The sequence below is a fragment of the Thermoplasmata archaeon genome (assembly GCA_035622275.1).
In the GTDB taxonomy this organism is placed as follows: Archaea; Thermoplasmatota; Thermoplasmata; order Lutacidiplasmatales; family UBA184; genus Lutacidiplasma.
The window spans coordinates 24,411-50,383 of record DASPVQ010000024.1 but is presented as its reverse complement, the minus strand read 5'-3'; the positions used below and the strand labels follow the sequence as shown (position 1 = coordinate 50,383).

At 71.6% G+C, this 25,973-nt stretch carries 27 protein-coding genes and 1 tRNA gene; 19 read left to right on the top strand and 9 right to left on the bottom strand.

All coding sequences use genetic code 11. From position 1 onward, the window contains the following. Positions 1–117 precede the first annotated feature (117 nt). The 11 genes from aksA (at position 118) to VEL82_07360 (ending at position 15,017) form a co-directional block, all read left to right on the top strand. Positions 118–1,365, top strand: a complete 1,248-nt coding sequence (gene aksA, locus VEL82_07410; GenBank protein ID HXW67683.1) for a homoaconitate hydratase — start codon at positions 118–120, stop codon at positions 1,363–1,365. After that, positions 1,362–2,645, top strand: a complete 1,284-nt coding sequence (locus tag VEL82_07405) for a 3-isopropylmalate dehydratase large subunit (GenBank protein HXW67682.1) — start codon at positions 1,362–1,364, stop codon at positions 2,643–2,645. The genes aksA and VEL82_07405 overlap by 4 nt, the downstream gene beginning before the upstream one ends. Before the next feature lie 10 nt (positions 2,646–2,655). Then, positions 2,656–3,183 (top strand): 3-isopropylmalate dehydratase, encoded by a 528-nt coding sequence (locus tag VEL82_07400; protein ID HXW67681.1) that lies wholly within the window; start codon positions 2,656–2,658, stop codon positions 3,181–3,183. Continuing rightward, positions 3,180–4,313, top strand: coding sequence for an isocitrate/isopropylmalate dehydrogenase family protein (locus VEL82_07395; GenBank protein HXW67680.1), 1,134 nt, complete (start codon positions 3,180–3,182; stop codon positions 4,311–4,313). Before VEL82_07400 ends, VEL82_07395 begins: the two co-directional genes overlap by 4 nt. Then, the gene (locus VEL82_07390; GenBank protein HXW67679.1) at positions 4,310–5,494 is read left to right on the top strand and encodes a 3-ketoacyl-CoA thiolase; all 1,185 of its coding nucleotides are present in this window, start codon (positions 4,310–4,312) and stop codon (positions 5,492–5,494) included. The genes VEL82_07395 and VEL82_07390 overlap by 4 nt, the downstream gene beginning before the upstream one ends. Next, positions 5,491–6,018 carry an OB-fold domain-containing protein gene (locus VEL82_07385; GenBank protein ID HXW67678.1) on the top strand — a complete coding sequence of 176 codons (528 nt, stop codon included), beginning with the start codon at positions 5,491–5,493 and terminating at the stop codon, positions 6,016–6,018. Before VEL82_07390 ends, VEL82_07385 begins: the two co-directional genes overlap by 4 nt. A 113-nt stretch (positions 6,019–6,131) precedes the next feature. After that, complete coding sequence (locus tag VEL82_07380; protein HXW67677.1) at positions 6,132–12,725, top strand: carboxypeptidase regulatory-like domain-containing protein; 6,594 nt, start codon at positions 6,132–6,134, stop codon at positions 12,723–12,725. Further along, positions 12,695–13,549, top strand: coding sequence for a hypothetical protein (locus VEL82_07375; GenBank protein HXW67676.1), 855 nt, complete (start codon positions 12,695–12,697; stop codon positions 13,547–13,549). The genes VEL82_07380 and VEL82_07375 overlap by 31 nt, the downstream gene beginning before the upstream one ends. A gap of 9 nt (positions 13,550–13,558) precedes the next feature. After that, positions 13,559–13,738: a zinc finger domain-containing protein gene (locus tag VEL82_07370; protein ID HXW67675.1), complete on the top strand. Its 180-nt coding sequence runs from the start codon at positions 13,559–13,561 to the stop codon at positions 13,736–13,738. A gap of 10 nt (positions 13,739–13,748) precedes the next feature. Next, entirely contained in the window at positions 13,749–14,015 is a 267-nt protein-coding gene (locus tag VEL82_07365) for an elongation factor 1-beta (protein HXW67674.1), read from the top strand. Between the two features lie 18 nt (positions 14,016–14,033). Continuing rightward, the gene (locus VEL82_07360) at positions 14,034–15,017 is read left to right on the top strand and encodes a metal-dependent hydrolase (protein HXW67673.1); all 984 of its coding nucleotides are present in this window, start codon (positions 14,034–14,036) and stop codon (positions 15,015–15,017) included. A 13-nt stretch (positions 15,018–15,030) separates the two neighbouring features. Here VEL82_07360 and VEL82_07355 read toward each other — a convergent pair whose 3' ends face one another. The 3 genes from VEL82_07355 to VEL82_07345 all read right to left on the bottom strand — a co-directional run bounded on the left by VEL82_07355 (position 15,031) and on the right by VEL82_07345 (position 16,511). Then, positions 15,031–15,309, bottom strand: a complete 279-nt coding sequence (locus VEL82_07355) for a 4Fe-4S dicluster domain-containing protein (protein HXW67672.1) — start codon at positions 15,307–15,309, stop codon at positions 15,031–15,033. Positions 15,310–15,402: 93 nt separating this feature from the next. After that, complete coding sequence (locus VEL82_07350) at positions 15,403–16,194, bottom strand: aldo/keto reductase (protein HXW67671.1); 792 nt, start codon at positions 16,192–16,194, stop codon at positions 15,403–15,405. A 56-nt stretch (positions 16,195–16,250) separates the two neighbouring features. Further along, entirely contained in the window at positions 16,251–16,511 is a 261-nt protein-coding gene (locus VEL82_07345) for a hypothetical protein (protein ID HXW67670.1), read from the bottom strand. Between the two features lie 155 nt (positions 16,512–16,666). Here VEL82_07345 and VEL82_07340 point away from each other — a divergent pair, with 155 nt between their 5' ends. Next, complete coding sequence (locus VEL82_07340; GenBank protein ID HXW67669.1) at positions 16,667–17,497, top strand: alpha/beta hydrolase; 831 nt, start codon at positions 16,667–16,669, stop codon at positions 17,495–17,497. Here VEL82_07340 and VEL82_07335 read toward each other — a convergent pair. Then, entirely contained in the window at positions 17,490–18,350 is an 861-nt protein-coding gene (locus VEL82_07335; GenBank protein HXW67668.1) for an SDR family oxidoreductase, read from the bottom strand. The genes VEL82_07340 and VEL82_07335 overlap by 8 nt on opposite strands. A gap of 65 nt (positions 18,351–18,415) precedes the next feature. Then, complete coding sequence (locus VEL82_07330; GenBank protein ID HXW67667.1) at positions 18,416–18,754, bottom strand: thioredoxin family protein; 339 nt, start codon at positions 18,752–18,754, stop codon at positions 18,416–18,418. A gap of 78 nt (positions 18,755–18,832) precedes the next feature. Between VEL82_07330 and VEL82_07325 the strand changes: the two genes are divergently transcribed. After that, positions 18,833–19,909, top strand: a complete 1,077-nt coding sequence (locus VEL82_07325) for an alpha/beta hydrolase-fold protein (protein ID HXW67666.1) — start codon at positions 18,833–18,835, stop codon at positions 19,907–19,909. Between the two features lie 44 nt (positions 19,910–19,953). Beyond that, complete coding sequence (locus VEL82_07320) at positions 19,954–20,100, top strand: hypothetical protein (protein HXW67665.1); 147 nt, start codon at positions 19,954–19,956, stop codon at positions 20,098–20,100. Between the two features lie 5 nt (positions 20,101–20,105). On the opposite strand, the gene VEL82_07315 is transcribed toward VEL82_07320, so the two are convergent. Together VEL82_07315 and VEL82_07310 are read right to left on the bottom strand one after the other, a co-directional pair. Further along, positions 20,106–20,663, bottom strand: a complete 558-nt coding sequence (locus VEL82_07315; GenBank protein HXW67664.1) for a hypothetical protein — start codon at positions 20,661–20,663, stop codon at positions 20,106–20,108. Between the two features lie 24 nt (positions 20,664–20,687). After that, positions 20,688–21,221: a hypothetical protein gene (locus tag VEL82_07310; protein HXW67663.1), complete on the bottom strand. Its 534-nt coding sequence runs from the start codon at positions 21,219–21,221 to the stop codon at positions 20,688–20,690. A gap of 149 nt (positions 21,222–21,370) precedes the next feature. Here VEL82_07310 and VEL82_07305 point away from each other — a divergent pair, with 149 nt between their 5' ends. Then, on the top strand, positions 21,371–22,009 hold the full coding sequence (locus VEL82_07305; GenBank protein HXW67662.1) for a hypothetical protein: 639 nt from the start codon (positions 21,371–21,373) through the stop codon (positions 22,007–22,009). A gap of 37 nt (positions 22,010–22,046) precedes the next feature. On the opposite strand, the gene VEL82_07300 is transcribed toward VEL82_07305, so the two are convergent. Further along, complete coding sequence (locus tag VEL82_07300; protein ID HXW67661.1) at positions 22,047–22,412, bottom strand: hypothetical protein; 366 nt, start codon at positions 22,410–22,412, stop codon at positions 22,047–22,049. Between the two features lie 106 nt (positions 22,413–22,518). Here VEL82_07300 and VEL82_07295 point away from each other — a divergent pair, with 106 nt between their 5' ends. The 3 genes from VEL82_07295 to VEL82_07285 all read left to right on the top strand — a co-directional run bounded on the left by VEL82_07295 (position 22,519) and on the right by VEL82_07285 (position 23,656). Further along, complete coding sequence (locus VEL82_07295) at positions 22,519–23,220, top strand: class I SAM-dependent methyltransferase (GenBank protein ID HXW67660.1); 702 nt, start codon at positions 22,519–22,521, stop codon at positions 23,218–23,220. 40 nt (positions 23,221–23,260) lie between these two features. Then, entirely contained in the window at positions 23,261–23,506 is a 246-nt protein-coding gene (locus VEL82_07290) for a hypothetical protein (protein ID HXW67659.1), read from the top strand. Positions 23,507–23,549: 43 nt separating this feature from the next. Next, a tRNA-His gene (locus VEL82_07285) sits at positions 23,550–23,656 on the top strand. Here VEL82_07285 and VEL82_07280 read toward each other — a convergent pair. Next, the gene (locus VEL82_07280) at positions 23,657–24,541 is read right to left on the bottom strand and encodes an HAD hydrolase-like protein (protein ID HXW67658.1); all 885 of its coding nucleotides are present in this window, start codon (positions 24,539–24,541) and stop codon (positions 23,657–23,659) included. It abuts the tRNA gene before it with no gap. A gap of 94 nt (positions 24,542–24,635) precedes the next feature. On the opposite strand from VEL82_07280, the gene coaBC reads away from it, so the two are divergent. Beyond that, positions 24,636–25,949, top strand: a complete 1,314-nt coding sequence (gene coaBC, locus VEL82_07275; GenBank protein HXW67657.1) for a bifunctional phosphopantothenoylcysteine decarboxylase/phosphopantothenate--cysteine ligase CoaBC — start codon at positions 24,636–24,638, stop codon at positions 25,947–25,949. The last annotated feature ends 24 nt before the right edge of the window (positions 25,950–25,973 follow it).

Below are 25,973 nucleotides of genomic sequence, written 5' to 3'. Positions count from 1 at the left end.
GGACTGGGGCCTATTTAAGAGGTCATCCACGCGACGTGGCGGCCGGCACGGGAGTCCGGTGCGACGGCGCCCTCGGGCGCCTAAATCCTAAAGGCCCGCCGACGGGTAGAAGCCGGGATGGCCGAGCCGCGCCTGGTCGAGAACTTCCATTCGGAGACCGCGCGGGAGCGGCACGTCCCGGAATCCGTTGTCCTGTGGGACGAGACGCTCCGCGATGGGGAGCAGACGCCCGGGGTTCACTTCACCCCCGAGGAAAAGCTCCGCGTGGCCACGCTGCTCGCCGAGATCGGCGTGCCGCTCATCAACGCCGGGATCCCGGTCGTCTCGGACGAGGAGGCCCGGGCGGTCCGACTCATCGCGGGCGCCGGCCTTAAGTCGAAGATCCTGGCGGCGGCGCGGACCGTGCCTGCGGACGTCGACGCGGTCATCGGTAGCGGCGCGACGCACATCGCGATCTTCGTCGCGGCGAGCCAGGTCCACCTGCGCTTCAAGCTCAAGATGACCCCGGACCAGGTGCGCGAGGCCTCGATCGCCAGCGTCCGTCGGGCGAAGGACGCGGGCCTTCACGTCGCGTTCGTGACCGAGGACACGGTCCGCGCCCCCTTCGACTTCGTTGAGCGGCTCTACCGGGAGGTACAGGAGGCGGGTGCGGATCGGCTGGTCGTCGCGGACACGGTCGGGATCATGACGCCGCTCACGTTCCGGTGGTACCTCGGGGAGTTCCAGCGTCGCGTCCAGCCCCACGACCTTTCGGTGCACTGTCACAACGACTTCGGGCTCGCGACCGCCAACACGCTCACGGCGCTGGAGTGCGGGGCCCGGGCCCCCCACGTCTGCGTCAACGGCCTCGGGGAGCGCGCCGGGAACGCTTCCCTGGAGGAGGTCGTGATGCTGCTCGAAGCGCTCTACGGCGTCCGGACCGGCATCCAGACCGAGCGGTTGACCGAGCTCTCGCGGCTCGTCGAGGAGCTCTCCGGGATCCCCGTCGCCGCGAACAAGGCGCTGGTCGGCTACAACGCCTTCTCCCACGAGGCCGGCATCCACACGCACGGGATCCTCGCCCACACGCTGACCTACGAACCGCTGCAGCCGAGCCTCGTCGGCGCCCGGCGCCACATGATCCTCGGCAAGCACACGGGCAAGGCCGCCGTCGTCGAGAAGCTGAAGGAGCGCGGGCTCAGCGCTCCCGATCCCCTCCTGCTCGAGCTACTGCGCCGGATCAAGGCCGAGACCGAGGCCCGGTCCAAGGAGGACCTCCACCGCTTCCTTATGGAGTACCGCCGTCTGTTCGAGCGACCGGGGCTCTCCGACGACGAGTTCTGGGCGATGGTCGATGCCCTCGGGATCACGGCGGTGAGCGCATGAGCCCCGCCAACGGCCACGGCATGACCCTCGCCGAGAAGATCCTGGCCCGGGCGTCCGGTAACGAGCGCGTCGTCCCCGGTGAGATCATCGACGGTCACGTCGATCTCGCGATGATGCACGAGCAGGGGGCGCAGACCGTCGCGCCGTTCCATCAGATGGGCGCCGAGCGGGTCTGGGACCCGGACCGGGTCGTGATCGCGATCGACCACTGGGTGCCCGCGCCGACCGAGACCGCGGCGATCCTGCATCGGATCCTGCGCAAGTTCGCGGCCGAGACGCATCTGGAGCACTTCTACGACGTGGGCCAGCACGGGATCTGCCACCAGATCCTCGCGGAGAACGGCTGGGTGGTCCCGGGAGACCTCGCGGTCGCCACCGACTCGCACACGAACATGCTCGGGGCGATGGGCGCGGTCGCGGCCGGCATCGGGCCGACCGAGATGGCCGCCGTGCTGGCGCTCGGTCGGCTCTGGCTCAAGGTTCCGTCGACGCTCCAGGTCCGGGTCCGGGGCCGTTTCGGTCGCGGCGTGACGGCGAAGGACCTCGTCCTCCGCGTGCTCGGGGAGATCAAGACGACCGGGGCGACCTACAAGTCGGTCGAGTTCACCGGCCCGACGATCGCAGGCCTGTCCATGCCCGAGCGCTTCACGATCTGCAACATGACCACGGAGATGGGCGCGAAGTGCGGCATGGTCGCGCCCGACCAGACGACGTACGACTACCTCGCCGGGATCGCCAAGCACCCGATGCACCCGCTGGCGCCGGACCCCGACGCCGAGTACGAGCGCGTGATCGACATCGACGTCGACGGCATGCCCCCCATGGTCGCGTGCCCCTACTCCCCCGACAACGTGCGACCCCTCACCGACGTCGTGCACGAGCACGTCAAGGTCGACCAGGTGTTCCTCGGCTCCTGCACCAACGCGCGGATCGAGGACCTGCGCGAGGGGGCCGCGCTGATGAGGGGCCGCAAGGTCGCCCGGGGCGTCCGGTTCATCGTTTCGCCGGCGTCCACGAAGATCTACGAGCAGTGCCTGCGCGAGGGGATCATCGAGACGTTCACGCAGGCGGGGGCCGTTTTCACGAACTCTAGCTGTTCCGCGTGCTTCGGGGGCAACATGGGCCTCCTGGCGCCCGACGAGGTGTGCGCCTCCTCCTCCAACCGCAACTTCCCCGGCCGCATGGGCGCGAAGCAGGCGCGCATCTACCTCATGTCCCCGGCCGCGACGGTGGCCGCGGCGATCGAGGGCGAGATCGCCGACCCGCGACCGTACCTGTAACGGAGGCAGCGTGCAGGAGGTGATCGAGGGCCGCGTCTGGACGCTCGGCCGCGACGTCGATACCGACCAGATCATCTCGGGCAAGTACCTCACGATCATCGACCCCGAGGAACTGAAGAATCACGTCTTCGAGATCGCGCTGCCCGAATTCGCCGCCGAGTCCCGGCCCGGTGACATCCTGATCGCGGGGGAGAACTTCGGCTCGGGCTCGAGCCGGGAACACGCACCGGCCGCGATGCGGGCCGCCGGCGTCAGCGCGATCGTCGCCGACTCGTTCGCCCGTATCTTCTTCCGCAACGCGATCAACCTCGGACTGACCACGATCGAAGCGCGGGGGGTGCGTGCGATCTTCGAGCGGGGCGACCGCGCCCGGATCGAGATGCGTCGCGGCCAGATCACGAACCTCCGGACGGAGGCCTCGGTGCCCTTCCCGCCGATCCCGCCCCACCTATTGCGCATCCTCGAGGCCGGCGGGCTCGTCGAGCACGTCCGGCGCGAGCTCGAGGGGACGACGACCCCCGGCGGGACGCGCGGATGAAGGACGCCGGGTACGAGATCGCGGTCTTCGCGGGCGACGGCACCGGACCCGAGGTCGTGCGGGAAGGCCTCAAGGTGCTCGGGGCGCTCGCCGAGGGCGGCCCCGCGCCCTGGCACGTCGAGGAACATCCCGGCGGCGCGCAGTACTACCAGCGGACCGGTCGGGAATGGGAGCCGGACGGCGAGGCGGCGGCCCGTCACGCCGACGCGGTCCTGCTCGGGGCGGTCGGCTGGCCGGGCGTGACGCTGCCGAACGGGGACCTCGCCGGCCGCGCGCTTGTCCTCGGGCTCCGCGAGTCGCTCGATCTCTTCGCGAACGTGCGCCCCTGCCGGCTGTACCCGGGCGTTCAGCACCGCATCAGCGGCGAGTACCGCGAGGTCTGGTCGCCGCGCAACGTCGATCTGGTGATCGTCCGGGAGAACACCGAGGATCTGTACACGCCCGCGCGCGGTCGCCTGCGCCGGGCCGGCGAGACCGAGGTCGCGATCGATACCCGGATCGTCACGCGAAAAGGCTCCGAGCGCGTGATCCGCTATGCGTTCGAGCTCGCCCGCTCCCGGGAGCGCGGCGCGCCGGCCGATGGCATCAAGCGGGTCACGTGCATCGACAAGTCGAACGTCATGGAGGGCTGCCGCTTCTTCCGCGAGACGTTCGACCGGATCGGCGCCGAGTTCCCCGAGATCGAACGCGACTACGCGTACGTTGACGCCTTCACCCAGTGGCTCGTCCGCAATCCCGAGCGCTACGACGTGGCCGTGGCGACGAACATGATGGGCGACATCGTGACCGACCTCGCGGCCGTCCTCCAGGGAGGCATGGGCTTCGCCGCCGGCGGGAACATCGGCGCGGAGCACGCGATGTTCGAACCGGTCCACGGGAGCGCCCCCAAGTACGCCGGCAAGAACCAGGTCAATCCGATGGCGACGTTCCTGGCGGTCGAGCAGATGCTGCGCTGGCTCGGCGACCGCCACTCCGACGGTCGCTTGACCCGGCAGGCCGAGCGTCTCGACCGGGCGATCGCCCATGTGCTGCGCGAGGGGCATGTGCGGACCTACGATCAGGGCGGGACGGCGTCGACCGCCGCTGCCGGGGACGCGGTCGCGGACGCGGTCCGCGGGGAGGTCCGATGAGCGGTCGTCCGGTCGCGCTCGTCGGCGGAACGACGACTCCCTTCGGGGTGCGGCCGACGACCTGGGCGGAGATGGCCCAGGAGGTCGGCGCCGCGCTGTTCCGCGCCGTACCGGCGCTGCGGGCGGAGGACGTCGATTCGCTGTTCGTCGGCGCGGCCGAGCCCGAGCGCTTCGCCTTCCAGTCGCACGTCGCCCCGCTCGCGGCCGAGCAGATGGGCCTCGCCCCGCGGCGGATCCTGCAACGCACCGAGCTCGCGTGTGCCTCGGGCCAATCGGCGATCCGCTCGGCGTACGCGGCGATCGCGGTCGGGCTCAGCGACGTCGCCGTCGCCGTCGGGATCGAGAAGATGAACCTTCCCTCGATGGCCGAGGCGAACAGCGCCATGGGCTGCGTGATGGACCGTCCGTGGGACGGCCCGCACGGCGCGACCGCCCCGCCGTTCTTCGCGATGGTCGCCCAGCGTCACATGCTCGAGTTCGGCACCACGCCCGAGGCGCTCGCGTCCGTCTCCGAGAAGAACCATCGCTTCGCGAACTCGAACCCGCACGCTCAGTTCTACTCCAAGCGCTTCGCGCGCGACAAGCTCCTCGGGCTCCCGCTCGTGGCCCCGCCGCTGCGCCTCGGCGACTGCTCCTCGATGACGGACGGCGCGGCCGCGGTCGTGCTCGTCGCCGGCGACCGGGCCGCGCAGTACACCGACGCGCCGGCCTGGGTCCGGGGCTCCGGTCAGTTCTCGAACTTCCACAATCTCGCTCACGCCGGCTCGCTCTCGGAGTGGCCGGGCCTCACCCGGGCGGCGCGCGAGGCGATGGGGCAGGCGGGGATCGAGGCCCGCGACCTCGACCTGGCCGAGGTCCACGACTGTTTCTCGATCTCGGAGATCCTCGAGTACGAGGCGCTCGGGCTGTGCGGCCGCGGCGAGGGCGGGCGGTTCGCGACCGACGGCCGGGGCGATGTGGGGGGGGACCTCGTCGTCAACCCGCGGGGCGGTCTGCTCGGCTGCGGCCACCCGCTCGGGGCGACCGGCATCGCCCAGGCGGTCGAGATCCAGGCGCAGTTCGCCCACGCGGTCCCGCCGAGCCGCCAGGCGCCCGCGCCGAACTGGGCGCTCGTTCACAATCTCTCGGGCAGCGCGAACGTGCATTCGGTCATGGTCTACGGACGGGAGGCGGCCGCGTGAGCGCGGGCGTGCGCCCGCGCCGGGGAACGATGCCCGAGGAGCGGGTGGCCTCCCGGCCCGAGGTCGTCGCGCCGCCCGCGCCGAGCGAGCCGCGCCCGAAACGCCCGTTCCTGCTCGACTTCGTGCCGCTCGAGGGCCCGGACCAGACCCGGCTCGCCCGCTTCTTCGAGCGCTTGCGCGAGGGTCGCCTCGCGACGACCCGATGTCCGCGCGACGGCGAGCTCCACTGGCCGCCGCGTCTCGCCTGCCCGAAGTGCCACCAGGAGGAGCTCGTTTGGGTCGACCTTCCCGAGCAGGGCCGGATCTACGCCTTCAGTGCCGTGCTGGGCGGCGCCCCGCTCGGGATGGAGTCGGACGTCCCGTTCGCGGTCGGCCTCGTCGATCTCGATGGCGCTCCCCTGCGGCTGTTCGGGCGCATCGAGGGCCGGCCATGGTCGGAGCTGCGGATCGGCGACCGTGTCCGGGTCGAACCGTACGACGTCGGCGACGGGCGGTACTTCTACCGCTTCCGGGTCGTCGGCTGAGCCCGACGCGCCGGCCGAGCTGCTGACGGCGGCATCGGGCGTTTTTTTGGGGCAGCCTATTTATACACCCCCCCAGTCTCGCGCGCCGCCGGCTCGGGGGTGAGCCGGAGCGGATGCAGGGGTCGCAGCTCGGTTGGTGGCGCCGTCACGGCTGGACCGTGGCGATCCTGCTCGGCGCCTTCGGCATGGCCTTCGCGATCCGAACGATCTGGACCTATCCGATCATCCAGCAGTTCGGCCCGCTCTACACGTACGCGGGCGGCTCGGACTCCTACTACCACTCCCGCGTCACGACCTACATCATCCTGAACCACGCGAACCTCGTCTTCGACCCGCTGATTCACTTCCCGATCGGCGGCTACAACCCGCGCGAGCCGCTCTTCGACTGGATGAACGCCATCCTGGGGCTCGTCTTCGCGCCCGCCTTCGGCGGCAACGCCGTGGTGGCGGGCGCCTGGTTCCTCGACCTGCAAGCCCCGCTCTGGGCCGCCCTCGAGGTGTTCCCGATCTACCTGATCGGGCGCGAGGTTAGCTCCAAGCGCATGGGGCTCATCGCGGCCCTCATCTTCCCGTTCCTGAGCGCGAGCATCGACTCCTCGATCTTCGGCTACGCGAACTACCTGTCGTTCTACACGTTCGTCATCCTGGTGACGATCTATGCGTACCTACGGACCGTCAAGGCGGTCGGGACCCGACGGTGGGTCGCGAGCTACCGGGACCCCAAGCAGTACCTGCCCGGGCTGCGTGGGTTCTGGCGCACGGAGCGCACCGCGATCAAATGGGCCGTCTTCACCGGCGTCTCCCTCGGCGCGCTCGCGCTCGCCTGGCAGGGCTACACCTACGCGATCGTCGTGATCGGGATCTCCCTCGTGATCCTGATGGTCGTCGAGCGGATCCGCCGCGTCGACTCCTTCGGACTCTACGTCGCGACGGCGATCACCGGGCTCATCGCCTTCCCGATGGCGGCTCCCTACTACATCGTCCAGCACCAGTTCAGCGCCTGGTTCGACCTGCCCCTGATCCTGTTCTTCGGGACGCTCGGGCTGATGCTCCCGTTCCTGCTCCTGCGGGACGTCCCGTGGATCTTCTCGATCCCGGCGCTGGTCGGCCTCGTCGGGCTCGCGGCGCTGTTCCTGTTCGTCTTCGAGCCCCGCTACTTCACCAGCATCGTCACGGGACAGGGCTACTTCGTCAAGACGCTGATCTACTCGACCGTCGCCGAGGCCCAGGCCCCGTCGTTCGACCAGCTCGTCGTCGGCTACGGGATCGTGACGTTCTTCCTCGCCTTCGCCGGCATCGGGCTGTTCGTCTGGAAGCTGATCCGGGGACGCTTCCGACGCCAGCACGTCGTCTTCCTCGTGTTCGGTGTCCTGTCGATCTACCTGCCGATCTCGGCCGCCAAGTTCTTCCTCCTCGGCAGTCCGGCCTTCGCCCTCCTGCCCGCGGAGGCGATCGAGCGCGCGCTGGACGTCGCCGGCTACCCCGCCCTTCGGCGCACGGTCGCCTCGCTCTCCGACCGGGGAAGCCAGTTCGCCGCGTTCCGCAAGGCGTTCAAGGCCCGCCACGTGCTGATCTTCCTGCTGATCCTCGTCATCGTGCTCCCCAACGTCTGGGTGGGGATCGACGCCGGGATCCCCAGCAACACGAAGGCCCAGGCCTCCGAACAGGTCTACGACTCCCTGCCGTCCTGGCTGAAGGGAAACGCGACGACCGACCAGAACTACTTCGGCGCCGCCGGCACATCGCTCGACACCTCGAACCAGTACGACAGCGCCGGCTACAACTGGCTCGCGACCCAGGATACGAGCGCCGCCCCGCAGGACCGTCCGGCCTTCGTGAGCTGGTGGGACTACGGCTTCCAGGCGATCGACCAGGGCCAGCATCCCAGCGTCGCCGACAACTTCCAGAACGGGATCGATCCGGCCGGCCAGTTCCTGCTCGCGCAGAACGAGTCGAGCGCCATCGCGGTCCTCGCGACGACGCTGCTGCAGGCCGAGCAACTGAAGACCGGGCTATCCTACCTGCCCGCGGCGCTGAACACGATCCTCGCGCGGGATGGCCTCAACGTCACGCAGCTGCACAACTACCTCGTCAACGAGTCGATGGACTACGCGCTCGTCGTCGCGCACCCCGAGCGCTACCTGCCGGTCGACCCGACGACGCTCACGCTCGACAACGCGATGTACATGGCGGTCTCCTACTTCATCGCCTCCTCGCTGCCCCTCTCGGGGGTCGCGTCGCTCTACAACGACATCCAGGCCTACACGGGCTGGTCGATCCGCTACGACATGGCGGACAGCCGGCTGATCCCGTTCAGCGGCCAGGACACGGGAATCTACTACGCGCCGGCGGACCTCACCGGTCGCATCATCAACGCGGCGGGCGATCCCCAGACGTACTTCAACGTCACCGTCCTGGGCTCCGACGGCAACACCTACCCGCTCGGCGACGTGCCGGCGGACGTCGCCGCCGTGAGCTACACGGTCAACTACTTCGCCCCGTTCTTCAACTCGATCATCTACCGCACCTACTTCGGCTACAACGGGACGGACATCGGACAGGGGTTCGGCATCCCGGGCCTCGAGGGCGCCGTGGCGAGCGACCCGGTCGAGCCGGGATGGATGCTGCAGCACTTCATGGTCGTCTACAAGACGGCCTACTACTGCCCCTCCGCCGCCGAGGCCGCGGTGAACTCGGGCTGCTACACGGCGATGAACCAGCCGAGCGCGCTCAACCTGCAGAAGACCGTCGGCGGCATCGCGAACACCAGCGCCTACCGCTACTTCTCCGGCGGCGAGTCGATCCTGGAGTACTACCCCGGCCAGACCGTGCTGGGCAACCTCGTGCTCCCGAACGGCGCACCCGTCGGCGGCGCGCGGGTGACCGTCTTCGATCAGTGGGGCATCCCGCACATGAGCGTCACGACCGCGCCGGACGGATCCTTCTCGATCGTGCTGCCGCCGGGGAACGACACGCTCAACGTCACGACCGGGGCCCTTCAGGGGCTCACGCAGCAGGGCGCGACGCTCCTCCAGTCGATCCCGATCACGGTGCCCAGCGCCCTCGCGCTGTCGTTCACCCCGCCGAACCTCCCGATGACGATCACGCTGCGCGGCGGGACGGTGTCGGGACTCGTCTACTGGAACACCGCGAACTCGACCACCTACGAGCCGTCGACCGACCGGGTCGTCCCGGGCGCGCAGGTGGTCCTCTGGGGCGCCGGCAACCTGTCGAAGATCACGGCGACGACGGACGCGAGCGGGTCCTTCGATCTCGCGAACGTGCCGCCGGGCATCTACGACTACGACGTCCTCTACGCCGGCCACAACTTCACGCAGTCGGCGCTCACGATCACGCCAGGCGGCGCGACCAACGCGAGCGCCGGTCTTGCGGTCGGAGCGATCAAGGGGACCGTCCTCGACCCCCTCGGCAACACGGTCTCGGGGGCGTTCGTCACGCTCGGCAACGCGTCGGGGACCGTCGCCTCCGAGACCACGAACTCCTCCGGCGGCTTCTCGTTCACCGCCTACGCGCCCGGCAACTACACGCTCAGCGCGGCGGTCCCCGGGACGGCGAACGTCTCGGCCGGGGTACCGGTCGTGATCGCGAACGCCGGGTCGGGCTTCGCGGGCAACCTCACCGTGCGCCCGACGGTCTCCGTCGCGGTGACCGTCAGCGCCGCGGGCACACCGATCGCCGGCCTTCCCGTCCGGTTCACGCCGGTGCCGGTGTTCACGAACACCACGATCTCCCCCCTCACGATCGCCGGCCGAGCGGCCACGAACGGGACGGTCGTGCTGACGGGGGCCGACGGCGTCGCGACCGCGCGCCTACCGTTCGGGAACTACTCGGTCTCGGTGATCGGCTACGTGGGGACGACGCTCGATAGCGGGCTGGCGAGCGTGACGACCAGCGCGCTCAGCCCGAGCGTCGGGCTCGCGGTCCCCCTGTCCCGGGCGATCCGACTCGCGGGGGCGATCGTGCCGGTCGGACCGGTGACCAACCAGACGACGTTCTTCGTCAGCGCGACCAGCGCCGCCGGAGCCCCGTCCTACACGTGGGCGGTCAACGGGACGTACGCGTTCTACCTGCCCAGCGGCAGCTACAGCGTCCTCGGCCTCGGTGGGACCACGACCGCCGGCTCGACCGTCTACGCCGCGCTGACCTCCGTGAGCCTGAGCGCCCCGACCAACCTGCCGCTCGTCCCGTCCGTGGCGGTCGCCGCGCACTTTTCGATCGGCAGCCGCCTGGCGAACGGCAAGCTCTTCCACCCGGCGGCCGCGACCGCCACGGTGTCGGCCGGCTCCGGCGGCGCCAACGCGACCGCCCTCAGCACGGCCTCCGGCACGCTCATCGCCTACGTCCCGTCGGTGGTCCCGGCCCCGGCGACCACGTACTGCCTGACCGTCGCCGCCGCTGGCTTTGCGACCACGAGCGAGTGCGGGCTCTCGCCCAACGGGCTCGGCGCGATCACCGTCTACCCGGTCGCGCTGAGCCCGGTCACCGTCAACCTGCGCATCGTCGGGGGCCCGCCGGGCGGCATCCGGGTCAACTTCACCGCGACGACCGAGACCGGGACGAACACGAGCCTGGTCGGCGGCCCCTCGTTCACGACCGGCCTGTCGCCGGGCCTCTACTCGGTGACCGGCTGGGCTCCGACGGGGAACGGGTCGACGCTCTACCTCCCGTCGCGGACACTGAACGTCGCGCTCGGGATCGGCGCGGCGTCGGCGAACCTGACGATGCTGCTGGTCAACGCCCGCAACTCGACCGGGACCCTCGCGCTGCCGAGCGGCGGCGCGGCGGCGAACGTCACGGTCGCGCTCTCCTCCCCGCTGTTCAACGCCACCGTCAACGGGACGGCCTTCACCCACGGCTTCTACGCGCCCGCCGGTCGCTACAGCGCGCTGGCCACGCTCTCCGCCGGCGGCGTCCAGTACGCGAGCCTCGTCCCGCTGACGATCGGCGCCGGGGGAACCGCGACGCCCACGCTGAGCGTCACGGGCCGCGGCGTCGAGGTAACGGGCTCGCTGCAGCGCTCGACGAACACGACGCTCCTGGTCGCGGTGCCGCTCACGCTCACGTCGACCAGCGGCGCGACCGTCGCGCTCACGACGGCGAGCGGCACGTTCTCGGCGGATCTGCCCACGAACACCACGTTCAGCGTCGGCGCGAGCGCGCTCACCTCGGAGCTCTCGAGCGCGGGGGCCTACACCGTCTCCTGGACCGCGCGTCCCGGCACGACGTGCAGCATCGGCACGAACTCGACCCGCTGCCCGGTACCGATGGTGCCGACGACCGATCTCGTCTGGCTCAACGGCACGCTGTCGGCGACCGGCGTCCCGGGCCTGGTGAGCGGGACGGTCCGGCTCCTCGGTCCCTTCCCCTACGACAACCTGACGATCGTCGCCGCGCCGAGCGGCACGTTCTCGACGCAGGTGCTGCCGGGCACCTACTCGATCTACGCGTCGGGGGGCGGCGGCTCGGAGCCCCTCGCCGGGTTCGCGAGCGCACCGGCCTCGCTGAGCGCGCCGTCCAGCCTCGCGCTCGCGTTGACCCCGACGTGGACGGCGACGGTCCTGGTCGTCTCACCGAGCGCCGCCGCCCCGCTCCTGGGGCCGGCGAACGTCACCCTCACGAACTCCTTCGGGGTCTCGGTCGTCTATCCGGGCGTCGCGCCGGGCGTCCCGTTCACGGTCGCGTTGCCCGCCGGGACCTACAGCGCGCGCGCGAGTTCCTTCGGCGTGCCCTACGGCGTCGCGACGACCGCGACCGCGCTCGTCTCCTTCTCGGTCTCGAACGGCAACGTGGGGGTGACGCTGGCGCTCGCCTACGAGAGCGTCCTCACGGCGGCCGTCACGCCCGTGGGATCGTCGACCGCCACGATCACCTCGCCGGGGACCGCGGTCTTCGCCTTCGCCATGGTCAACACCGGCAACGCCCCCCTGCTCGTGCACCCGGTCGGCAGCCCGTCGACCTGGGGCTTCACCTTCTCGTTCGCGAACGCGACGCTCGCGCCCGGGGCCGGCGCCGGCACGACGAGCGCTGCGGTCTCGATCGCGGTCCCGGGCGCGACCAGCACGCTCCACCCGCCGGTCGTCATCGAACTCGCCCTCGCTAACGGCACCGTCGTCGGTGCGTTCTCCCCGACCGTGCGGATCGTTCCCACCTTCGGCGTCGCCGTGGGCGCGGCCGTGGCGAGCCGGCCGACCGTGGGTCCGACGAGCGCGCTCGTGCCGTTCTACCTGGCCAACACCGGCAACAGCCTCGAGACCGTCCGGCTCTCGATCGTCGACCTGCCGCGCCTCGAGGCCTACGGCTGGAGCGCGACGTTCCTCTCGGCGAGCGGCCCGCTCGGGGCGAACGTCTCGCTCGATCCGTTCGAGAACGCGAGCTACAACGTGAGCCTGAGCGCGAGCGCCGCCGTCTTCGTCCCCGCCGGCTTCGTGACCGTGCAGGCCTCGGTCGTCAACGAGAGCGGGGCCTACCAGGCCGCGGCCGCGCTCAACGTGCCGCTCGCGAGCGTCAAGGCGTCGACGACGAACGGCACCGCCCCGATCCTCGTCACCGGGCCGGGCGTCACCTCGCCGCCGAGCGGCTTGCCCGACTGGTTCGTGCCGCTCGTGAGCTTCGTGCCGGCGATCGCGCTCGTCGTCGGAGTGCTCGCCTACCGGTGGTGGCGGACCCGGAGGTGGACGCGCCGGTGACGACCCCACTGCGCCGGGCCCCCGTGGTGCTCGTCCTCCTCGCTCTCGCGCTCGCCCTCGGCCCGGTCGGGAGCGGGGCCGCGAGCGCGCACCCGGTCGCGTTCGCGACGACGCCGGTGCGGGGGAACGTCACCGGCCCGTCGCTGATCTCGACGCAGTCGAACGCCTCCTACGCGGTCAACGGCACCGGCGGCCCGGCGTTCAGCGCGAACGGCACGCTGATCGGGAACGTGACCTGGTGGGCGTCGACCAGCGAGACGAACACGACCGGCATCTCGCTGAGCCCGACGACCGGAACGATCACGAACGGCATCGCCGGCACGACGAAGCTCACCGTCGGGTCGATCGCCGAGCTGGTGACGATCCTCGTGATGATCAGCTCGCGCAACGCGACGCTGAACCAGACGCTGAACGTCACGCTGCGGGTGAACGTCGCGCAGCCGTTCGTGCTCACGCTGTTCTTGGTGGCGGGCTCGAACGCGGCCGTCGCGCCGTTCAACCTCACGATCGACCTCGACGGCGCGCCGGTGGGGACGCTCGCCATCCCGAGGCTCGCGGCCGGCGCGAACTACACCGCGACCTTCCGCTACCCGACGCTCGGGCTCGCCTCGGGCGACCACACGTTCACGGCCTCGCTTTCGGACCAGCACGGTCTCGTCACGTTCGCCGGCGGCGCGACGTCGTACTCGGTCACGTTCTACGTCGCCGGCCCCGCGCCGGACGACACGGTCTGGTACATCGCCGGCGCGATCGCCTTCTTCGGGGCACTCTTTATATTCGCCACCCGGGTGGCCGCGCGCCGTCGGCCGACGGCGAGGAAGTGAGTCGTTCGCGTGGCCTCCGCCGCGGTGGTCGTGGTGCACTGCACCTCGTGCGGTCGGGTCGTGCCGGCGCCGGGCGCGACGCAGTTCTCCTGTCCCAGTTGCGGCGAGGTGACGATCGCCCGGTGCGCGCGCTGCCGCGACCAGAGCGTCGGCTACCACTGCCCGAAGTGCGACTTCCACGGTCCCTAGAGGAGGGTGCATGGGCAAGGTCGCCGTCCTGTTCCGCCTGATGCCCCACGGCGTCGAGACCGATCTCGCCGCGGTCGCGCGGGCGATCCCGGCGTCGATCCCGGCCGGCGTCACGATCCGGGGGATGCAGGCGAAGGACATCGCCTACGGGCTGCGCTCGCTGCTCGTCTCGGTCGTGATGGACGACGCCGGCGGCGTCCTCGAGTCGACCGAGCACGCCCTCGCCAAGGTCCCCGGCGTCGAGTCGGTCGAGGTCATGGAAGAGGGGCTCCTGTAGTAAGCGCCCCCGGCGACCGTGGACCTGTTCACCCACATCCTGGTCGCCTACCTCGTCACCTACGGGCTGGTCGGCTTCCAGCCGCAGTACCTCGCCGCCGGCGCGCTCGCGGGCGGCCTGCCGGACGCGGACGCCCTGTTCCTCCCGATCGCGCGGCGCTTCCCGATCCTGCGCCACCACGGCATCACCCACTCGCTGACCGGCATCACCGTCCTCGCGGTCGCCGGCGCGCTGGTCGCGCCGCTCCTCGCCCCGGGCTCGCCGTGGATCTACTTCGCGGTGATGTGGATCGGCGGGCTCTGCCACGTGCTCCAGGACGCGTTCACGAACTTCGCCGTCCCGCCGCTGCTCCCGTTCTCCCGGCGCGAGGTGCACCTCGATGCGGACCGGGCGATCAACTTCGCGACGCTGATCGTGTCGGTCGCCTCGTTCTACCTTCTCCTCGGGGTCGAGCGCAACCACGTTCCCTTCGCCTGGTACCTCGGGACGCTCTGGGCGATCACCGCGTTCTTCGCCGCGTACTTCGCGATCCGCGTCGCCGGGCGCCTCGTCGTCGGCCGGCGCGGGACGCGCCTCGGGGAGTACGGGGCGGTCGTGCCGACGGGGAACCCGTTCTCCTGGGTCCTCCTCAACGAGACGGCCCGGGACGGCCGGGTCCGCACGACCTGGGCGCGGTACCGGCTCGGCCGGGGGATCGTCGACGGGCCGAACTCGATCGAGGCCCCGCTCGACCCTCCCCCCCACTCCGGCGCCCCGAGCTCGGCCGGCGAGGCGCTCGACTGGTCGTACGGGCTCGCGCGTCGATTCAGCCGCGTGCTGGACGGGACGTACCACTTCGGCGAGGCGTTCCGCTCGGCCGCCGGCGACTGGGTGGCGGTCTGGTACTCGCTGGAGTTCACCGCGTTCGGGCGCTCGAGCGCGGTGCGCGTCCGCTTCCCGGCGGACGGGCATCCCCCGGAGGTGCGCAGCGCCTTCTACCGGCCGAAGCACCCCGCGTTCTAGCGGGCGGGTCGCCCTACTTGTACGTCGAGTGGTGGACGGTCCCTTCGTCGTCGACGATCGTGATGCACTCGCCCTCGCACTCGAACAGGCAGGCCTCGCACATGATGCAGTCCGGCCCGTGGATCACCGCCGACTTCTCCGCCCGGAACTGGAACTTCGCCGCCACCTGGGGATCGTCGACGACGTTCGGCCAGTTCTCGCGAGGCTGCATCTCGAAGACGGTGACCGGGCAGACGTCGCGGCAGTGGGTGCACCCGGTGCACTTCTCGTGGGCGACCTCAACGCTGACCATGGGCGCGCTCGGTACGACTGACCGAGGCAGGGTATATTAAGTCTGGTCGCCACGACCGCGCCCGGCGGGCGGAACGCCCCGCGCGGGCTCCGGTCAGGGGATCTCCTCCGGGTTCCACTGCGTGACGCGACGGCGGTCCGCGAGCGCGTCGAGCGCCGCGCGTTGCGCCCCGGAGAGCGCGAAGTCGAAGACCCGGGCGTTCTCTTCGATCCGTTCGCGGTGCGTCGACTTCGGGATCTCGACGACGCCGTGCTCGAGACCCCAGCGGACGAGGACCTGCGCCGGCGTCCGTCCGACCTCCTCAGCGATGGCGGCGATCCGGGGGTCATCGAGCCGCCGGTTGCGGGTCAGGGGGCTGTACGCCTGCACCCGGATCCCGTGCTCGGCGGCGTAGCGGAGTACGGTCGGGTCGTACAGGAACGGGTGGAACTCGACCTGGTTCACCGCCGGGACGAGGTGGGAGCGGTGGACGATCTCCTCGAGGTGCCGGATCGCATAGTTGCTGACGCCGACCGCGCGCGCGAGGCCCTCCGCGTGGATCTCCTCGAGCGCCTCCCAGGACGCGAGGCGCGCCTCGGGCGTCTCGGCCCGCGGCCAGTGGATGAGGTAGAGGTCGACGTAATCGAGACCGAGCCGCTCCCGGCTTGCCGCGAAGGCGCGTCGCGCGCGGTCGCGACCGTGCTCGGTGTGCCAGAGCTTCGTGGTGACGAAGATCTCCTCGCGGGGGATCCCGCTCTCGCGGACCGCCGCCCCGACGTCGGCCTCGTTGCCGTAGAGCGCCGCGGTGTCGATGAGCCGGTAGCCGGCCGCGAGGGCCCAGGCGACGGCGTGCCGGGTCGTCGGGCCGGGCTCGGTCTGGAAGACCCCGAGCCCGAGAACGGGCATCTCCGGCCCCTGGTTCAGCCGGACCCGGCTCTGGAGTCCGTCGAGCGGCAGGTCGGTCACCGCGCCCCCTGCGGCGGCGACGCGGCCCGGAACCGGCTCGCGCTTCCCCGCGCGACGAGCCGGCCGTCGTAGACGCGCAGCTGGGCCTCGTGCTCGGGGCAGAGCGAGAACGCGCGCCAGGCGGCGTCCGTCGCCCCCGGCTCGGCGGTCGCCGCGAACAGCTCCACCCGGTGCGGACGGTCGTCGCACGGACCGCCGGCCCCGGTGTCGGCGTCCCCGACTCGCGGCCGGAACGCAAAGTCGTACGCGGCCCCCATGTCGCACAGCGGCCGCTGGAAGATCGCGCTCAGGATTGCTCCTCGGGCGCAAGAGGCCCTCGCGGGATATAGGCCGCCGGGCCGCCACCGCGAAGCTATCTCGCGACGCGGTCTCGGCAGGGGCCGACGGCGCCCGTCGCCCTCGGAGGGCGACGATGCCGAGCGCGCAGGCGAACGGGACGCAGCTCTACTACGAGCTGCACGGGACCTCCGGGGACCCGGTCGTCCTCGTGCACGGTTCCTGGGTCGACCATTCTAGCTGGTCGGAGGTCGTGCCGGGCTTCGAGCAGTCGATGCAGGTCGTCGCCTACGATCGGCGCGGCCACGGGGCGAGTCCTGCGGTGCCGAGGACGCGCCCGGTCCACGACGACGCGGCGGACCTCGCCGGGCTGCTCGAGGCGCTCGACCTGTACCCCGCCCACGTCGTCGCCCACTCCTACGGCGCGGCGGTCGCGCTCCGGCTCGCCGTCGATCGGCCGGAGATGGTCCGCAGCGTGGTCGCCCACGAGCCCACGTACGTCGGGCTGCTCGCGGGTGACGCGGCGACCGCGCCCGAGGCGGAACGGCTGCTCGACGGGATTCGGGCGCTCCAGCGGCTGGTCCGCGCCGGGGACGTGGAGACCGCCGCGGCCCAGTTCGTCGACCAGTTCTCGAGCGAGCCCGGCGCCTGGGACCGACTCCCCGAGCTCGTCCGCGCCCGCTTCCGGGCGAACGCACCGCGCTGGGTCGAGGAGTTCGACGACCCCGAGACCCTCTCACCGGCGCCCGCGCCGCTCGCCGAGCTCCTGATCCCAGTGCTACTCACCGAGGGAAGCCAGAGCCCGCCGTTTCTCCACCGGATCACCGCGGCGCTGGCGCGGCTGTTGCGGAACGGCCAGGTACGCGAGCTGCCGGACGTGGGCCACGTGCCCCACCTGACGCGACCCCAGCAGTTCGTCGGGGTGGTGCTCACCTACTTGCTCGAGCGGAACGTTCCGGTCACCTGACGGGTTCGTCGCCCCCGCGCCGATCGGGCCCGGCACGCGCGAGCTGCTCGAGCTCATCGACGAGCGGGAGCACGCCCTTGCCCAGCCACTGGCCGCCGTCCACCGCGAGGACCTGCCCGGTGATGTAGCTCGCGCGGGGGCTCGCGAGGAAGCGCACGGCGTCCGCGATCTCGTCGACCGTCCCGAAGCGAGCGAGCGGGATCGCCTGCCGGATCGCCTCGACGAGGGGTTCGGAGAGCCAGAGCTGGCGGTCGGTGCCCTCCGTGCGCACCGGCCCCGGCGCGACCGCGTTCACCCGGATGCCGTGGCGGGCCCATTCGACCGCGAGCGTGCGCGTGAGCGCGAGCACGCCGGCCTTCGCGGCGGCCGAATGCGCGGTGCCGGGACCGGCCATCCAGGCGTAGGCGGCAACGATGTTGACGATCGAGGGACGCGGCGCGCGGGCGAGCTGCGGGAACGCGGCCCGCGAGCACAGGAACGTTCCGTCCAGCACGATGCCGACGACCGCGCGCCAGCCGTTCGGGGAGATCTTCTCGGCGGGGGCGAGGAAGTTGCCGGCCGCATTGTTCACGAGCAGGTCAAGCCGACCATACTCGGCCCGGACCGCGTCGACCATCCGGTCGACCTGCTCGGCAACGCGCACGTCCGTCGGGATCGCCAGCACGCGGGCCCCGCCCTTCCGCAGCTCGCCGGCGCCGTCCGCGAGGTGGGTGGGCGAGCGGCTTGCGATGGCGAGATCGTAGCCGTCGGCGGCCAGGCCGGCGGCGATCGCGCGGCCGATGCCGGTCCCGCCACCGGTCACGAGGGCCACCGGTCGGCCGGCGTCGGGCGGGGGCGCGGGCCCAGTCGTCACGCCCGCGCCAGTCCGCGCCGCCTTTTACCCGCGCGCCCTCCCTCGGCGCGCCCGGCCGCCCTAGCCTAGGCGCGCTCGAGTTCCGCGCGGAGGGCGGCGAGGTCGGCATCCGCGAGACCGCGACCGAGGACCCCATCCCGTCGCGCGGTGCTCGCGCCGTCGCGAAAGACGATCACGGTCGGAACGACGTCGATGTGGAACGTCTCCCAGCGGGGGTCGTCCACCTCCGAGATGTCCGCGATCGCCAGCCGGTGGGCCCCCGGGCCTCCCAGCCCCTCGAACTCCGGCCCGAACGATCGGCAAAACGGGCACCAGTCCGCGAGGAACGCCACCGCCCAGGTTCCCGGTCGCTGCAGGCGCTCTCCCTCGAACGCCGAGCGGCCCAGGCGCTCCACGTCGGTCATTCCCGCGTCCGGGCCCCTCCTCGCCACGTCGCATCAACCGCACGGACTTTAACTCGCGGGGAGTCGATAACCCGCGAGATGCCGGCCTGGCGCGTCCCCGTCGAGGCCCGCAGCGAGGTGCAGTTCCCCCGTCGCCTGGCGGGCACGGTCGAGATCCACCGCCACGCGAGCGCCGTCCTGCGCGGCAACCCGTGGGACGATCCGACCGACCGCGACCTGCCCGTCTACCTCCCGCCGGGAGGGGCGCGCGACGGACTGCCGCTGCTGGTGCTCCTGAGCGGCTACTCCGGCTCGGGCCACCAGCACTTCCAGCGCGGCAAGTTCCTCGACGACTCTCTCGTCGGCCGACTCGACCGGTTGATCCGCACCGGGGCGGCGCCTCCGGCGCTCATGGTCGGCCCGGACTGCCTGACCTCGCTCGGGGGCAGCCAGTACCTCAACTCCTCCGCGACCGGTCGCTACGCCGACTACGTGACCGACGAGATTGTTCCGTGGGTCCGGCGACGGTACGGGACGGGTCCGACCGCCGTGCTCGGCACCTCGAGCGGAGGATACGGGGCGATCTCGCTAGGGCTGGGATTCCCCGAGGTCTTCGGCGCGCTCGCGTCGAACGCGGGGGACGCGTACTTCGAGTACTGCTATCCTCCCGACTTTCCGATCGCCTTCCGGGTCATCCGCCGAGCCGGCGGACCCGAGGCGTTCCTTCGCCAGGCCTTCGAAGGTTCGCTCGGGCCGTTCGTCCCCTCCAACCCGCGCGCTCGCGCGCTCTCCACGATGGCCTACGCCTCCGCCTACTCTCCCATCGAGGACGAGCCCGGACGCTTCGACCTCCCGTTCGACCTGGAGACCGGCGCGCTACGGCCCGAGGTCTGGGCGCGGTGGCTCGCGCGCGATCCCGTGCGCTTCGTCGCCGAGCCCCGCTTCGCCAGCGCGGCCCGCCGGATCCGCCTCCTCTACGTCGACGCCGGCGCGCAGGACGAGTTCGGCCTGGACGTGAGCGCCCGGATCTTCGCCGCCGCGGTTCGCCAGCAGGGCGCCGCCGTCGACTTCGAGGAGTACGAGGGGACCCACTTCGATCGCGGCCACCGCTACGACCTCATGTTCCCGCGGCTCCTCAGCGCGCTCGGCTTCCCCGCGCCCGGCCCTCCCCTTTAGTAGGGGTTCGGACTGGCCGAGCCGCCCGAACCGGGGCGCGCTCGATGATCCGCGACGGCAAGCTCGTCTGCGACCAGTGCGGGACGCCAATCTCGCGCATCACCGACGTTCCCGCCGAGGGCTGGGAGCGCCTGCACAACCTCTGCTCGGCCTGCTTCGCGCAGCTGCGCTCGACGTCGGTCCAGCGCTGACGAGGTCAGCCGGCGCCCGCGGGGGCGTCGGGGCCCTCGAACGGAACGAGTGCCTCGTCCTCGAACCACGCCAACACGATCACGTACCAGCTCACGATCGCGAGCAGCGGGAGCTCCGGGGCGCGGGCGCCGGCGTCGCTCGCGATCACGGCCCCGCCGACGAGGCGGCGCCCCTCGCGGACCGGCTCCACGTGGAGAAGCTCCGCCCCATCCTCCGTGCTGACCTTCCAGGCCGGGACGAGGAGGCCTGCGCGATGGAACCGAAACGCGCCGCCGTCGGCGAGCTCGATGCGGTGGTAGTTCAAGTGGATCGATACCCGGGCGACGTCCGGGCCGCCCGGGGCGGCGCGCACGGTCAGTCGGGGGTGGAGGAAGCCGATCCGCTTGAGCGTCCAGGCCGCATCGGCGGTCCGACCGCTCGCCAGGCTCCCGTCGACCCGGCTCCACTCGAGCTCCGCGACCGCCGACTCGCCCGCGAGCAGCGCGAAGGCCGCCGGCCGCTCGGTCCGGCGGAGCCAGCGCAGGGTGGTGCGATCGACACCGGCGAGCGGGACCAGCGCCATCGACGGAGCGAGGGCCCGTCGTTCTTAAGCGCGTCCGTTCGGCTCGCCGCGCGGCCGCTTCGGTTCGGGCCGCCGGGAGAGCTGCTCCTCGATACGGTCGATCTCGTTGAGCGCGCGATCGACCTCTTCCTCCGACAGCGCGGGCGGGGGCCGGACGACCCGCGGGCTCACGGCCGGCGCCACGAGAAGGGTCTCGTCCCACGCCCCGGCTCCCGCCGCCCCGTCGTCTGCCCGACGGGCCTCGGGGACGGGCCGGCCTCCCTCGCCCGCCGGCGCACGGCGGGTCGCGCCGGCGAGCTCGGCCTTCGGCGCGGCCACCTCCGGGGCGACGGTCGTCGCGCTCGTCGCGTAGAACCAGGAGAGCGTGGCGCCGATGCCCGCGATGAACCCGAGCGCGATCAGCAGGCCCCAGAGCGGAAAGTCGCTCGGGCCCACGTGCGGGGCCCGCTCGAAGACGACCGCGGCCCCGACGAACAGGCCCGCGGCAGCGGCGAGAAGGGGCCAGCTCGCGGCGAGGCCGTCGCCCAACGACTCCGCGGGGGCCGCCTCAGTCGGCATACGGGCCCGAGCCGTCGCACGGAGGTGCGCCGTGTCGGCCATCGACCCGCGGTTCGCTCGTGCCGGAGCGCCTCCGACCGTACCCACGGACGCAATACGTATAAATACGTAGTTCGAGAATTCATTCCCTACCGAGAGGGTTGGCGACGATGTCCGGCAAAATGGAGAGAAGGACCGTCTATGCGATCACGATCGTCTCGCTGCTCGCGATCTCTGCCAGCTGGGCGTTCGCTGCGACGTTCGTCAACCAAAGTCCGCCGCCCCAGAGTTCCGGGATCACCGTCGTCACTCCGGGCAACGCGCTCGAGACGGTGCAGTCGACCACGCTCGTGACCCCCTCGAGCGAGCTGATGGGTGCCCTCTCGGTCGCGGGGACTCAGAACACGGGCTCCGGCGGCTCGGACGCCGGGACCAACGCGATGATCAACCAGTGCGCGACCAGCGCCTGCGCCGACTACTTCTCTGCGGTCGACCCGACCTACGCGGTGGTCGCGGAGGACGCGGCCCTCCAGCTGGTACTCAATGCGACGCAGGGCCAGCACGCCACGGGATTCTACGTCCAGGTCGAGACCGTCTTCACCCTGCCGACGAGCGGATCGCCGGCCACGGTCTACTACGCGTTCGGCACGGGTTACTTCGACACCTCTACGACCCTGCTCTCGAGCGGAACCTCCGCGATCTCCGTCTTCCTCTACATCGGCCTCGGGACGCCGTCGACGATCCCGCCGTCGGTTTCGAACGTCATCGTGACGATCAACGACTGCACGACGGCCACCACCTGCCCGTAGGTCCCCCGACGGGACGCATCCGCGGCGCCGCTCGGCGCTAGCGTCCCGCGACCACGAAGAGGATCCCGGCCACCAGCGCCAGCACCGCGGCCAGGAGGGCGAGGATGCTGCCGGCGAATCCGAGACCGAGCCAGCCCACGATCGCCAGCACGATCAGGACCACCCCGACCGCGAGGCTGCGCTCGGCGCCCCGGCTGCGCCCCAGGATGGCAAAGAAGCCGACGAGCAGTCCGAGCACGATGAAGACGAGCGCGCTGCCCAGCTCCCCGAGGCCGAGGTGCGGAGTCCCGGTTGCGAGGAACGCGAAGCCAAGCACGAGACGCAGGCCCCCGGCGAGGATCAGGAGGAGCGCGGCGAGCGCTCCCAGGATGAACGCGATGTCTCGGTCTCCGCGAGCGCTCACGGGGTCCTCGTGCCGGGGCGCCCTCCGGGACGGGGAGCGTCATTAGCGTTGCGACGCGCTGGACGGGACCCGAGAAACCTAAGCCCCGAACCCGCTGCCGGGGGCGATGGCCCGACGCGCGACGGCGAGCGGCATGCGCCGCGAGTTCGATCGGGAGGCGCGCGAGTACGACCGCGCCGCGCGGGCGTCGATGCCCGCCTACAGCGACCTCCACCGGACGCTCCTGTGGGGGATCCCGTTCGTGGCGACGCGCTCGTTCCGCATCCTCGAGCTGGGCGTCGGCACGGGGACCCTCACCGCGCAGCTCCTCGGCGGCTTTCCGCACGCGCGCCTGACGGGCATCGACCTGTCCCCCCGGATGATCCAGCGCGCTCGGGCGAAGCTACGTCCCTACCGGGAGCGCGTCGAGCTGATCGCCGGGGACCTGGGTCGGTTCCCGCTTCGGGGCTACGATGCGGTCGTCTCCGCGCTCGCGATCCACCACCTGACGGAGCCGGAAAAGCGGCGGCTGTTCCGCCGCATCTACCGGTGTCTTCCTCCCGGTGGGTACTTCGGGGACGCGGACGACCACCTGCCCGAGGACCCCGTCTTCGACAGTCGGTACGCCGAGATCGCGCTGCGCTTCCAGGGCGCGCACGTGCGGGCCCGCAGCTGGTCGAGCCCCCAGCAGGTATGGCACGATCACGAGCGGTTCGACCGTCCCTCCACCTTGACGGCGGAGGTCGCCGCGCTGGAGCGCGCGGGATTCCCCCACGTCGGGGTCCCCTGGCGGTTCTTCGGCCAGGCCGTCGTGTGGGCCTACCGATGAGCGCGGGGCGCGCGCGGGCGCGCCGGTCGAGGCATCGGACATGATGCGGGACACGACGTTCCTCGTGGGCGGAGCGCTCGTCGTCGGGCTCGGGGCCGCCCTCGCCGTGGGGCTCGCTTGGGCCGGTGCGGGGTGGTACTACGCCGGCGCCTGGTTCGCCTCGGCGCTCGCCATCGGCTTCGGAGCCTTCTTCGTCTACGTCGGGACCGAGGAGCGCCGGTCGCGGCGTCGCTGGCTGGCCGGCTACGATCCCAACCGGCCAGGCGCCGGCGACCCGCCGCCGTGAGCGGGGAAACCTTTTCGTACCGCTCCGACCTCCAACGGTCGCGGCCGGGATGGGGTAGCTTGGCCTATCCTGGGGGACTGTGGATCCCTCGACCCGGGTTCAAAGCGGCGCGGGGACGACCCCCGGGCCGTGAGAGTCTCGGTCCCGGCCCTAACGCGCCCGTCGGGGCCCGCGTGAGCGCGTCGGCGATGCCCGCCGCGTCCGCGGGGCGCGGGGTCGCGCGAGCCGTGCGAGCGCCGCAGGGAGTGCGGAGAGCGAGTAGTCGGCCCAGCGCGCCCCCCAGCGGCGAAGGTCGAGCGGCGTGAGGGTCCAACCGGGCAGCTTCGACGCCCGCCCCATCGCGATGACCCCGTCGGTCGACGCCGCGGCCTCCATGTCGAAGCGCGAATCGCCGACGAGGAAGATCGGGACGCCGGGGTAGCGACGACGATATTCGGTCAGGTGCTCGCGCTTGGTGCCGTCGGCCGAGCCGAGTACCTCGTCGAACCAGTAGCGCAGGCCCTCCCGTTCGAGCAAGAGCTCCGCCATCTCGGTCTCGGCACCCGTGGAGATCGCGAGCGTCCAACTCTCGGCATCGAGGCGCTTCAACAGCTTCGAGACCTCGCCGAATGGTTTCGCCTTCGCGTACGCCTCGGCGACCTTGCGCTGGTGGAACGTGCGCGCGGTGGCGGCGCGCAGCGCCGCCGGGGCCGACGGGTAGAGCTGGGCCAGCTGGGCCTCGAACGGCATCCCGGTCGTCGCGAGGTAGTGCACCCGCGCCTCGTCCCGCGGGGTGCCGAAGGCGGTCCGCATCACGTCGGCCGCTACCTCGCTGATCCGGTGCAGGTCATCGAGGATCGTGCCATCGAGATCGAACACGACCACCCCTCGACGCACGGCCCGCGGCGCCACCGGTGCCCTGGGTCGACCGACCCCGCGGCCCACTTCCGCGAACTGGCTCGTCGCGGTGAGAACGGGTAGCTCGAGCCCCTCGAGCAACGGGAGGTCGGGTGGCGCCGAGGGCGGGTCCTCCCCGGACGGCCGGTGCTCGCCCATGCGGCGCTCGAAGTCCGCGGGGAGATAAAGGACCGCGGCGCCCCGGGGCGCTCTTTTACGGGCGGGCATCCTCGCGGGGGTCCTACCGGGGGCGATGGCGGTGCATCCGAGTCGGGTCATCCGTGGCCGGACAACGCGCCTTCTCGAGGGGCGCCGGGTCCTCGTCGGCGTGTCGGGCTCGATCGCCGCGGTCGAGGTCCCGAAGATCGTTCGGGAGCTGATCCGCCACGGCGCCGACGTGAACGCGGTCATGAGCGCCGAGGCGACCCGCATCGTGACTCCCGAGGCGCTCGAGTTCGCCACGGGCCACCCGGCGGTCACGCAGCTGACCGGCAATGTCGAGCACGTGACCCTGCTCGGGCCCGGGGAGGACCGGGTCAGCCTCTACCTGATCGCCCCGGCCACCGCGAACACGATCAGCAAGGTCGCGCACGGCATTGACGACACCCCGGTGACCTCGTGCGCGTCGGTGGCGCTCGGCGGCGGGGTGCCGATCCTGATCGCCCCGGCGATGCACGCGCACATGGCGCAGAACCCGGCGGTCGCCGAGAGCCTCGACAAGCTCCGCCGCTGGGGCGTCGGGATCATCCCGGGCGCGAGCGCCGAGGGAGAGGAGAAGATCGCGAGCCCCGAGGAGGTCGCGGCCGCGGTGCTGCACCGGCTGGGCCGGGGTCCGTGGACCGGCCGATCGGTGGTCGTGATCGGTGGAGCGTCGCGCGAGCCGCTGGACGCCGTCCGGTCGATCACCAACGAGAGTTCGGGAACGACGGCGGTCGCCCTCGCGACCCAGGCACACTTCCGCGGCGCCGAGGTCGAGCTCTGGGCCGGCGCGATGCAGGTGCCGGTCCCGCCATACCTGGCCCGGCGCTCGTGGAGAAGCGTCGGGGATCTCGTCGCGCTCGCGCGCGAGCACCGTTCGGCCCTCGCCTCGGCCGCGGCGATCTTCGTGCCGGCAGCGCTCTCCGACTTCACTCTCGAGCCCCGCTCCGGCAAGATCGCCTCCCGGGGCCAGCCGCAGCTGGCCCTCACGCTCACGCGAGCGCCCAAGGTTCTCACCGAACTGCGCCGGTGGGCCCCGCCCCCGACCCGGCTGGTCGGCTTCAAGCTGCTCGCGGGGGAGGCCGCCCGCCGGCTCGAGGAGGAGGGCGAGGCGTTGCGGGCGGAGTCCGGGGTCGACTGGGTCGTGGCGAACGACATCGCCTCGATGGGGAGCACGAGCACCGAGGCGCTCGTGATCGGGCGGGGCACGGTCCCCCACTGGATCCGCGGGCCGAAGATCGAGTTTGCCGGCCTCCTGCTCGACGAGGTCGGACGGGATCTCGCGAACCTGGACCCGGTGTCGCCGGCCACTCCGCGAGGGGCCGCTCCCCGCCACCGCACGGCGCGACGTCGCGTTCGGGGCCACTGAGTCGTTCGCCGGACCGCCGCTCTT